The 13,760-nt window shown below is 35.1% G+C and carries 1 protein-coding gene; it reads right to left on the reverse strand.

Going from position 1 to position 13,760, the window contains the following annotated elements; all coding sequences use genetic code 11:
* A partial coding sequence (locus tag ACUUYC_RS25385) for a BspA family leucine-rich repeat surface protein (protein WP_474270642.1) occupies window positions 1-13,342 on the reverse strand: 13,342 nt, incomplete at its 3' end.
* Window positions 13,343-13,760 lie beyond the last annotated feature (418 nt).

Consider the following 13,760-nt stretch of genomic DNA (forward strand, 5'->3'; position numbering starts at 1 on the left):
TATTCATATCTGTGACATTAGACACATTCCAGTTGCTTATATCTGTATCGAAAATGAAACAATTTGCAAACATGTGGCTCATATCTTCAATAGTAGAAACATCCCAAGTATTGAATGCCGTATTTCCAGCTAGATTAGTACAGTCTGCAAACATACCGCTAGTAGAAGTTGCATTCGATAAGTTTGGTGCATCTGTAGCGGTTACATCTAAATTTTCACAGCCAGCAAACGCATTTTCCATACTTGTCCAAGGATTTGGTCCCCATTTTGTAACTTCTTGAATTTTGTCGCCATCGCCCGCAAAGTTGAAAAAGATTCTAGGGAAATTACCAACTATAGAAACGGTATATGTTCCTGCAGTTGCGTAGGTATGTGTAGCATTGCCAGTTAAACCACCTTCTGTTGTTCCATCGCCCCAATCTACTAGGTAGTTATATCCTGTACCTGTAGTAGGTATTGTAATACTTTCATTGGCTGTAGTGGTTTCCCAAAGGGTGATAAAGCCATTGGTACAATCTGCGTCTTTTCCACCATCTGTTATAGTCCAATTATACGTATCAATTAATTGAAAACGTTCAAGCTCAGATTCACAATATTGACTGTTTCCTCCGTCAAAGAACACACCTGTTGGTATTTGTGTTTCTCCTGCATCTGTATCTAAAGTAGCCCAGCCTATTAGGGTTGCATCATAGTTTTCTGTAGATAAACCTGCACTCAAAAACATGCCATAGGAAATTAAAAGATTAGAAATATCCCAATCTCCTAGATCTTGATTAAAATTAGATGCATTAATAAACATGTAAGAAGTATTTTCTAAATCACTCACATCCCAATCTCCTATATCTTGATTAAATCCTAGTGCTTCTACAAACATAAAATCCATAGCTTGCACTTCAGAAACATTCCAAGTAGTTATATTTCCGTTAAAACTTTGCGCATTTTCAAACATTCCAGTCATATTGACAACACTAGAGACATTCCAATTGTCTAGGTCTGTATTAAAAACAGTACAATCTCTAAACATAAGTTCCATAGATTGAATAGTAGAAACATTCCAATCATTAAAGTATTCGTTCCCCTCTATATTAGAACAACCATAGAACATGAAATTAGTAGAAGTAACTTCTGATAAATCAGGACTATCTGTAGCGGTTACATTTAAATTTACACAGCTTGCAAAAGCAGATTCCATACTCGTCCAAGGGTTTGATCCCCATTGCGATACTTCTAGAATTTTAGCAGCATTATCTCCTTCATTGTTGAAAAAGATTCTAGGGAAATTACCAATTATAGAAACCGAATAGGTTCCTGCATCTGCATAAGTATGTGTAGCGTCTGCTGTAAAAAGACCTTCTGTTCCATCTCCCCAATCTACACGATAGCTATATCCTGCACCTGTAGTTGGTATGGTGATACTTTCATTGGTTGTAGTGGTTTCCCAAACCGTAATAAAATAATCATTAACATTATTGATACAATCTGCAGCTTGCTCACCATCAGTAATAGTCCAAGTATAGACATCCATTAGTTCAAAGCGTTCAAATTCAGATTCACAATATTGACTGTTTCCTCCGCCAAATGAAATACCTGTTGGTATTTGTGTTTCTCCTGCATCTGTATCTAATGTTGCCCAGCCTATTAAGGTATTGTCATAATTGGTAGTAGACAAGGTTACGCTAGTAAACATACTTGCCATATTCGTTATTGAAGATATATCCCAAGCACCTAAATCTTGATTAAATGGTGTATTCCTAAACATATTTGACATGTTGTCTACACCGCTTACATCCCAAGATGAAATATCATTATTAAAAGATGAACTTCTGAACATTCCTGACATGTTATTTACACTACTTACATTCCAAGAACTTAAATCTTGATCGAAACTTGTAGCACCGAAGAATAAATTCTGCATGTTAGTTACACTACCTACATTCCAGGAACTGATATCTGCATTAAAATCGAATGCTGAAGCAAACATATTATTCATATCTAGGACATTAGAGACATTCCAGTTGTTTAGTTCTGCATTGAAACTGTAACAACCTGCAAACATGTTGCTCATATCTTCAATAGTAGCAACATTCCAAGTATTGAATGCTGTATTTTCGGCTAGATTACCACAGTCTTTAAACATGGCACTAGTTGAAGTTACATCTGATAAATCGGGTACATCTGTAGCTGTTACTTTTAAGTTTGCACAGCCATAAAACGCTTTTTCCATAGTTGCCCAAGGGTTTGTTCCCCATTGTGATACGTCTTTAATTTTAGCCTTATCTCCTGCATTGTTGAAATAAATTCTAGGGAAATTACCAATTATAGAAACTGTATAGGTTCCTGCATCTGCATAAGTATGTGTAGCGTCTGCTGTAAAAAGACCTTCTGTTCCATCTCCCCAATTTACTATATAGTTATATCCATTTCCTATAGTTGGTATGGTAATACTTTCATTATCTGTTGTGGTTTCCCAAACTGTAACAAAACTATCGCTATTGATACAGTCTGTGGCTTTTCCAGCATCTGTAATGATCCAATTATAGGTGTCAATTAATTCAAAGCGTTCAAGTTCAGACTCACAATATTGACTGTTTCCTCCGTCAAAGTTAATAGGTGTTGGTATTTGGGTTTCTCCTGCATCTGTATCTAATGTAGCCCAGCCTATTAAGGTTGTATCATAGTTTTCTGTTGATAGTCCTGCTCCTGAAAACATTTCATTTACTACTACCAAACTTGAAATATCCCAATTTCCTAGATCTTGATTAAATGAAGTAGTGCTCCTAAACATCCATCCAGCATATTTTAACTTGCTAACATTCCAGTTTCCAATATCCTGATTGAAATTGAAACAACCGTCAAACATGAAACTCATATCTATAACTCTTGCCACATTCCAATTGTCTAGGTCTGTATTAAAATCACTACAAAGAGCAAACATGCTGACCATATATTCAACACTAGAAACATTCCAATCATTAAAGTATTCGTTCCCCTCTAAACTAGAACAAGAATAGAACATGTTATTAGTAGAAGTAACTCCTGATAAATCGGGTGTATCTATAGCAGTAACATCTAAATTATCACAGTCATAAAAAGCACTTACCATACTCTCCCAAGGGTTTGTTCCCCATTGCGAAACTTCTTTAATTTTAGTGCGATTACTACCGTTACTATTACCTAAATAGATTCTAGGGAAATTACCAATTATAGAAACTGTATAGGTTCCTGCAGCGGTATAGATATGTGTGGCATCACTTGTAAAAAGACCTTCTGTTCCATCTCCCCAATTTACTATATAGTTATATCCATCTCCTTCAGTTGGTATGGTAATACTTTCACTGGCTGTAGTGGTTTCCCAAACTGTAACAAAACTATCGCTATTGATACAGTCTATGACTTTTCCACCATCTGTAATGGTCCAACCATACGTGTCAATTAATTCAAAGCGTTCAAGTTCAGATTCACAATATTGACTGTTTCCTCCGTCAAAGATAATATCCATTGGTATTTGTGTTTCTCCTGCATCTGTATCTAATGTTGCCCAGCCTATTAAGGTTGCATCATAGTTTTCTGTAGATAAACCTGCATTATCAAACATGTAATCTCCCCTATCAAAGTTTGAAATGTCCCAATTTCCTAAACTTTGATTAAAGGATTCTGCACTGTAAAACATAGCGAATAAACTGGTAGCACTAGAAACATCCCAATTTCCAATATCTTGATTAAATGCGGTCGCTCCAGCAAACATGTTATTCATAGTTTCAACACTAGAGACATTCCAATTATCTAGGCTTGTATTAAAAACAGTACAATTTCTAAACATATAATCCATAAATTTAATAGTAGAAACATCCCATTGATTGAATGTAGGATTTCCTGTAAGTGCACTACAGCCATTAAACATGTTGTTAATAGAAATAGCTTCTGATAAATTAGGACTATCTGTTGCGGTAACATCTAAATTTTCACAGCCATAAAACGCAGATTCCATACTTGCCCATGGGTTTATACCCCACTGCGATACTTCTTTAATTTTAGTGCGATTACTAGCGTTACTACTACCTAAATCGATTCTAGGAAAATCACCAGTAATAGTAACGGTATAGATTCCTGCAGCGGTATAGGTATGTGTGGCATCTACTGTAAAACCACTTTCTATTGTGCCATCACCCCAATGTACGGTGTAATCATATCCATCTCCTGTAGTTGGTATAGTAATACTTTCATTATCTGTAGTGGTTTCCCAAACTGTAATAAAACTACTGGCATCACAAACTGCGTCTTTTCCAGCATCTGTAATCCACCAATTATATCTGTTTATTAACTCAAAACGTTGAAATTCAGCATCACAAAATTGACTGTTTCCTCCGCCAAATGTAACATTTGTTGGTATTTGTGTTTCTCCTGCATCTGTATCTAAAGTAGCCCAGCCTATTAGTGTATTGTCATAATTTTCAACAGATAGTGCCGTGTGGCTAAACATATTGATGGCATCTGTAAGACTAGAAATATCCCAATCGCTAAGATTTTGATCAAAATTATCTGCTGACAGAAACATGAAACTTATGTCCATAATTGTTTCCATATTCCATTGATTGAATGTCGAATTTCCTGTAAGTGCTTTACAGAATGTAAACATAGCACTTACATCGGTTACATTTGATAAGTCAGGAATATCAGTTGCAGTTATTTGTAGGTTTTCACAGCCACTAAATGCTCTGCTCATATTTTCCCAAGGGTTTGATCCCCATTGCGATACTTCTTTAATTTTTAGACGATCTAGATCATCACTATCAAAATTGAAATAGATTCTAGGAAAATCACCAAAAATTCTAACTTCGTATTCACCTGCAGTTGCATAGGTATGTGTAGCATCTGCTGTAAAACCACTTTCTATTGTGTCATCACCCCAATCTACAATGTAATCATATCCATCTCCTTCAGTTGGTATAGTAATACTTTCATTGTCTGTTGTGGTTTCCCAAAGGGTAATAAAACTAGTAGCTAATGTTATGGTAGCCGTACATTCAGAGGTGTTACCACTACCATCCACAACTGTAATTGTAACCTCATTATTTCCCAAATCATCAAGTGTTAAATCTATAGACGATTCACCATTGATTAAAAATTCTGCTATTTCTCCATTATCAGAAGAGCCGCCATCTAATTGATCTCCTGTCACAGTATACACTGTAATATTCTCATCAATTTCCAAAGAGAGGTCTTGACAAACAGCTATAGGATCTATAGTATCTGGTATTAAGACAACATCATTTCCAGTACCACCTACATAACTAATCATACCAACTACTAAATCAACATCTGTAGTAACAAAACTTCCTTCTGGAAGGTTATTAAAAGTACCTATCACAGCATCATCATCGTTATTACTAATTAATATAATACTTTCTACTCCTGAAATGATATTAAAATCTCCTGTAGGCACAAATTCAGCATCGGTTAAAGTCAACGTACCGTTAACATGTATACTGTCAAAGTCTGTATCACTATTAATTGTTGGGCTAAAAGTACCGCCGTCAATTTCTAGATTAGCTGTGGTTAACTGTCCTGTAGCATCTTCACTACCTGGATTGATAGTAGAATTAGCACCACCTAATAAACGGCTTCCAGTAAATGTACCAGACCCAGATAATATTGATGTGAATCTTGAATCATTTTGAGTATTGATAGTAGATGTAGATGCAAGGTAAAATTCATCACCATAGAATTCTAAATATCCGAAAGTTTGTGTAAAATCGGGTGTATCTATTAGGACATTACCGTAAAATCTAGTGAGAGTGAGATTTACAGCACCATTATATTGAAATGCTCCTGAAAAATTAAACATTCCAGAGTTGTTATCATCGAAAATAATATTACCAGCGTTGTGATTAATTATAGCTGGATTGGTATTTAATGTTGCTGTTACATCAATCCCACCATTAATATTACTATCTCCTATTCCATTTATTGTTATTTCAGTAGCATCAGAAAAGATAAACGTATTTGCAGTTATAAATAAATTGCCCACGGTAATCTCTAGTAATTCAAAAGTGTTAATATCTTCAAAAGTAAAGGAATTTATAGGGTTATCTACATTATTTACTTGTAAGGCTAAAATGTCATTGTTAGCTGCTTCTAATAACGCTCCAGAGTTTCCGTCAGGGTTTCCTTCTAATGCAAGTCTATTGGTAGTAATTGTACCCGCAGCTGTTTGATTAATTTCGTCTCCACCTACTCTTAATGTTAAATTAGAATTACCAGCAGTTAAAATTGGTCCTGAAAGATCCATCTCTCCCTCTGTGGTACCTAAAAAATTTGTTATCGTATTATCTGTACCTGTAGTGGTCACTGTACCAAAAGTTAGGTCTCCTGTAGCATTAAAAACTACACTAGAAGCCTCTAAACTAACAATCCCACCAAATTGATTAATATTTGACCCATCATTTATAGTAATAAAGTTTGATGCGGTAAGATCTGTAATCCCTGCGATGGTAATTTTATCAGTAGAATCATTGATGTCTGTAAAACCACTTATAGTTAAACTTCCTGCAGTAACTTCTGCCAAGGTGATATCATCTGTATTATTTCCAGTAATGCTAAAATCGCCACCAATGTTTAATGCTATATCTTGATCTTGTGTGTATGTATCAATGTCAGAAAGTGTTAATGAGTTTGACGCGCCAGGTAATGTAAGCGTACCTGTAGTTAAATAACGTTCTATTGTAATATTATTAGTTCCTTCGCCTCCTATAAATTCAATTCCGTTTGTAATACTTTCTAACCGTACATTAATTGTTGTAGTACCTGAAAGTATAATGTTAGGAGGATCACCTATAACATGTACAGGCGCTTCCAAATCGCTAACAGCAAATGTTATTCCAGTATTGAAAAATGTGATGTCATCATCAGACGCACTTCCTACATCTGTAATAGTTAGTTTTCCATCTACTAGCGACACTAGTGTTTCTACATCATTTAATAATGTTAATGCAACATCATTTCCAGTACCACCTACATAACTAATCACACCTGTTAAATCGCCAACACTAACTCCACTTCCTTCAGCAAGATTATTAAAAGTACCGATTATAGCATCTGTATCCGAGTTCTCAATAAATATAATTTCTTGATCTATACTTTGACTTGATATTGGAGCAAGTGTAGTATTGTTAAGTGTTACTGTCCCTGTTACATTAAGTTTACCGTAATCTGTACCACTATTAATTTCTGGCGCTAAAGTCGCCGAATTAAAAGTAACATCGTTTAAAATATTTATTGCCGAATTACTCATGGCAATGTTTCCACTTGCAGTTAAAGATCCAAAGGTGAAGCCATTATTAGCATTAGGGCTTGGAAAATAAGTGGTAACACTATTATCAATATTTGTGGTAGTTCCTGCTGCTCCTATATAGGTAATATTACCTCTGAAATCATTGGTGTCTCCATTAAAGTTAATGGTTCCTGCATTATGGTTAATGGTTGCTGTACCAGTATCGTCATCTACATCTATATTTCCATTAAAATTACTCACGCCTGTGCCTTCTTTTGTAATTACTGTAAAATCATCAGGTATTAGTGTAAATTTTGGTGCAGTAAGATTAAACTCGTTCACGTTTATCTCTCCTAAAAACAAATTAGCACTATTCGTAAAAGAAAGCGAGGTAAAAGCCACATTATTAGCGTTTTGTGTATTTCTCGTAGCTAGTATATCAATGTTGTTATTATTATTATTTAACTCTACAGTACGATTTCCAACCCCTCTAAAGATTAAGTAATGGGATTGTATAATACCTGAAGTTTGAGAAACATCTCCTCCAGCAATAGAAACAAACAAATCTGCCTCATCTCCAGGAATAGTGACATCTCCTTTAAAAATAATATCACCTTGATTTACTGTAAGTTCATGAACTAAATCATTAGTACCAGTATCAGTAGCCATTATAATTCCAAAAGTAGTATCTGCGCCTGCTGTAAAAACAATTTGACCAGCCTTTAAATTAACTTCACCAGCAAAACTGTGTCTTGATTGTCCATTATCTATATCAATACCATCTACAGCCTGCAATATGGTGACTCCTGTTATAGTAAGTGCTAATTCTTGATCTAGAATTTTATCTACGAAATTTATTGTTAAATTATTTGCTGTCAGTTCACCTAAAAGTAAATCAAAGCCAGAACCAATGGCTATGAAATCTCCTTGAATGTTGATGCTTCCATTTTGTGTATAACCATTTAAGCCTGTTAACGTAATATCGTTGTCGACACCGGTTAATGTTAAGTCATTTTCAAAAGTGATGCTATTAGTTCCTTCGCCTCCTATAAATTCAATTCCGTTTGTAATATCGTCTAACAGTACAGTAACTGTAGTAGCATCTGTAAGTGTAGGGAGTACAGCAGCGTCACCAGAAATAAATACACCACCTACTAAATTACTAATAGTAAGTATGCTGCCATCATTTGAAAATGTGATGTCATCATCAGATGCGCTTATTATATCTGTAATGGTTAATTTCCCATCTAATAGCGATACTTCTGTTTCTATATCTAATGTTAATGCAACATCATTTCCAGTACCACCTACATAACTAATCACACTTGTTAAATCATCAACAATAAATAAACTTCCTTCTGGTTGGTTATTAAAAGTACCTACCACAGCATCATCTTCCTGATTATTAATAAATATAATTTCTTGATTTACATTCTGACTTGCTATTGGAGCAAGTGTAGTATTGTTAAGTGTTACTGTCCCTGTTACATTAAGTTTACCGTAATCTGTACCACTATTAATTTCTGGCGCTAAAGTCGCCGAAGTAAAAGTAGCATCGTTTAGGATAGTTATTACCGAAGTACTCATGGCAATGTTTCCACTTGCAGTTAAAGATCCAAAGGTGAAGCCATTATTAGCATTAGGGCTTGGAAAATAAGTGTTATCACTATTATTAATATTTGTGATGGTTTCTGCTGCTCCTGTATAGGTAATATTACCTCCGAAACCATTGGTGTCTCCATTAAAGTTAATGGTTCCTGCATTATGATTAATGAAGGCTCCTCCACTAGAACTGACCACATCTATATTTCCATTAAAATTGGCAGTTCCTGTACCGGTTTTTGTAATGTTAGTGAGATAGTCAGTGTCAGTGATTAAGTTAGGTCTAATTATAAATATTGGAGCGGTAAACGTAGCTTCATTAATGTCGATTTCATATAAAGCAAGATTATACGCGTTACTAAAAGACAGATTTGTAAATGCACTTTCAGTGCTATTAAACGAATTTATAACTCTAAGTTCAAATATTTCGTTTGTCTCATTTAATGTTGCATCGCCTGTATTATTTCCATTTAAGGTTAAATATTGTGCCGTAATCGTACCGCTTTCTTGATTTATACTTTCTCCTGTTGTAATTGTTAATGTATAAGTTTTAAAATCAACAGTTCCATCTAGTATAATATCACCTTGAGAAGTCGTTAAATTATGAAAAATACGACCCGTTTGATCCAAATCAGGATGGTCTGTTCTGTTAAGATATTCAAATGTCATGGTGGCACCAGCCGTGATAGTTATTCCATTGGCATTTATGCTTATAGGGCCATTAAATTCATGATTATCTTCTCCATCATCTATAGTAATATTGTAATCTGCGGTAAGATTTGTAGTTCCTGCGATGGTAATTTTATCAGTAGAATCATTGATGTTTGCAAAACCACTTATCGTTAAACTATTTGCAGTAACTTCGGCTAAGGTGATATCTCCTGTATTATTCCCAGTAATGCTAAAATCACCACCAATGTTTAGCGAATAATTCTCACCAAAAATCTCATCTACTTGTGTGTATGTATCAATACCAGAAAGTGTCAATGAATTTGACGCGCCAGATAATGTAAGCGGATCTGTTATTGTAATGCCATTAGTCCCTTCGCCTCCTATAAATTCAATTCCGTTTGTAATACTTTGTAACGGTACAGTAACTACTGTATCACCTGAAAGTTGAAGGTTAGTAAGATCACCTGTAACAATTACAGGCCCTTCCAAATTACTAACAGCAAATGTTGTTCCATTATTTAAAAATGTGATGTCATCATCAGACGCACTTCCTACATCTTTAATAGTTAATTTTCCATCTACTAGCGACACAAGTGTTTCTGCATAATTTAATGCAACATCATTTCCATCTCCACCCATATAACTAATATAAAGAGTGGAATCACCAATAGTAACTAAACTTCCTTCTGGTAGGTTATTAAAAGTACCTACCACAGCATCATCACCCTCATTATTTATAATAATGATTTCGGTATTTGGAATCTCATTTACTATAGGAAAAAGCGTAGCATCGTTAAGTGTTACTGTTCCTGCTACATTAATTTTACTGTGACCTGTATCACCATTAATGTCAAATATAAAAGTCCCCGAAGATATTGTTAAATCGGCAAAGTTCAGTGCAAAAGCATTGGACACAGCATTAGGTAAAATTACTGCACTGCTTTCTACGATGGTAGAACCACTAGATAAGCTACCAGTGCCTGTGACTATTGTGTCTTCACCTGTAAAAGTTGCTTCGTTTAAGATATTTATTTCCGAATCAGCCATGGCAATGTCTCCAGTTCCATTTAAGAATCCAAAGGTGAAGCTTCTATCAGTGCCAGCACTTGGAAAATTAGTGTTATCACTATTAATATTTGTGATGGTTTCTTCTGCTCCTATATAGGTAATATTACCTCTGAAATCATTGGTGTCTCCATTAAAGTTAATGGTTCCTGCATTATGATTAATGGTTGCTGTACCAGTATCGTCATCCACATCTATATTTCCATTAAAATTACTCACGCCTGTGCCTTCTTTTGTAATTACTGTAAAATCATCAGGTACTAGTGTAAATTTTGGTGCAGTAAGATTAAACTCGTTCACGTTTATCTCTCCTAAAAACAAATTAGCACTATTCGTAAAAGAAAGGGAGGTAAAAGCCACATTATTAGCGTTTTGTGGATTTCTCGTAGCTAGTATATCAATGTTATTATTATTATTATTTAACTCTACAGTACGATTTCCAACCCCTCTAAAGATTAAGTAATGGGATTGTATAATACCTGAAGTTTGAGAAACATCTCCTCCAACAATAGAAACAAACAAATCTGCCTGACCTCCAGGAATAGTGACATTTCCGTTAAAAATAATATTACCAGCTACCCTAAGTTCATGAACTAAATCATTAGTACCAGTATCAGTAGCCATTATAGTTCCAAAAGTAGTATCTGCGCCTGCTGAAAAAACAATTTGACCAGCAGTTAAATTCACTGCGCCAGCAAAACTGTGTCTTGATTGTCCATCATCTATATCAATACCATCTACAGCTTGCAATTGAGTGACTCCTGTTATAGTAAGTGCTAATTCTTGATCGAGAATCTTATCTACGCCATCTATTGTTAAATTATTTGCAGTCAGTTCCCCTAAAAGTAAATCAAAATCAAAACCATTAGATATTGTGAAATCACCTTCAATGTTAATACTTCCATTTTGTGTGTAACCTTTTAAGCCTGTTAACGTAATATCGTTGTCGACACCAGTTAATGTTAAATCGTCTGCAAAAGTGATGCTATTATTTCCTTCGCCTCCTATAAATTCAATTCCGTTTGTAATACTTGTTAACGGCACAGTAACTGTAGTGTCATCTGAAAGTGAAGGTCCTCCGGATACTGTAGGTAGTATTAAATTGCTAATAATAAGTGTGGCACCATCATTTGATAGTGATAGTGTAATTTGATCATCAGTATCGTTTCCTATATCTGTTATAATTAATTTCCCTGCATCAAGGCTAACCTGTGTCTGTTCACCTACAGAAATAGAACATCCGTTTTCAACTGGAGGGTTGAACCCAGACGAGTCATCGTGATTCCAATTTTCGGGATTATGTAATACTGCCCGCATTTCTGCAGGGGTAAGAAGAATTGGAATACCTCCTGCTAAGGCACAGCTAAATCTAAAATTATCAGATTCGCGTTCTTCGTCAAGAGCATTAAGATAAAAAAGACGCACAGCAGTATCTCCTGTTACCAATACATCCGGTAACGCTGAATATATCCCTACAAGTCCTAAAACACCATTATCATTAACAGTATCCCAATCGTCATCATTTGTAGTAAAAAGACGAGCGACATTATAGTGTAATCCTGCAATAAAAGTAGGGTTTTCAATACTTCCTTGAAGGGCAAATAATTGATCTCCTTGTGTTGCCAATGTTGCCTCATTGGATAACTGACCAAGAGATAAATCTAAGGTGATAATTTCCCCAATATTATAATTTCTATCTGCTGTCCAAACAAGTTCGCCATCAGTTCTGGATGCACCACTATTAACCCCAATTCCGCCTAAACCAGTGTCATCACTCCAGCCTCTATCTGTAAAAATAATTTGTGTACCTATAGGGATATCTTTTAAAAACACAAAACTCACATTAGAGGCTGTAGTACTTCCAGATTCAGAATTAACTCCCATAAAGGCAATATCACCAGCGGTTAATGTCACTGAAGTTTCTAATTCTACAGTCACCGTAGCTTCACAGCTATCAAAATTTCCAGCAGCATCAAATACACTAAGTTCTACTATATTTTCACCAAGGTTTGAAATATCAAATTCATTAGGAAACACTGTCATTGAAGCTATACCTGAATATCCTTGATCGTAAGAACCATTATTAATTTCATTAGCGGTTAATGTATATTGTCCGGTAGCAGCTAAATTTATGGTTATTCCTGGTTTACATTGTGCTACTGGAGGCTGGGAATCTTCATAATATAATTTAAAATACAAGTCGTCATCGTTAGAATCTATTTCATATTTTGACCCAGTTACCGGCAACCTATTTACCTTAGCTCCTTCAGAATATGCATTACCATTAGAAGTAGTAGTTAGTGTAGCTTTACCTTCTGCATTTCCTGAAGAAAAAAGAGCAAACATATAATGATCACCAGCTGTAACTTGTAGTCCATCACCCAATACCACAGTATACTCTCGTCTTTGATTACGACTTTGTTGTATAGTAAAACTATATCCACTCATAATTGTTCCGTTTTCTGTATCTGATAGATTATTTAGACTGAGAAAGAAAATATTAGCAGTTTTAGTTTCTGGAGCATAATCTGTAGAAAAAGTTACGGCTCTTAATAAACCATCACATGTTGCTGTAAAAGTTTGACCTTGTTCTTCTTCCGAAGTAGCATTTACACGTGTTGAATTTTGCTGTGCTTGTATAATGTCGTTTGCACTATTACATTGAGCCTGACTTATATTTAACCCAAAGAACAGGCAAAATATTGTTGTTATTAGGTTAGAAGTTAATCGCATGATTTTCATTTTTTAAATCATGTGCAAGATAGATTCTAGGCTTATTTTACAAAATAAGAGACGCTACGTAGATACTACGTATCGGTACGTATTTTTTTAGGTATTGGGTATTGGGTATTGGGTATTGGGTGTTGGGTGCTTGGTTATCCTAAAGTTGATATATAAAAAGGTGTATTCAGAATGGACTGAATACACCTTTTGAGAATAGTATGATACTAATTACACTAGTACAGTTATTGTTTGTGTTTTTAGTTTTGAGGTAATTGCTCTTGTATTTGATATGTACTAAAATTTAGGAAGTTTCCTGGGTGCGCCAATACATTTTGTAAGATGAAAGGCGTATCAGGATTGGTACCTGAGTATTGCGTAATTCCATCCATATTGATGTCATAATTTCTATATCCACCAACAGCAAATG

This window comes from Kordia sp. E (assembly GCF_056033805.1).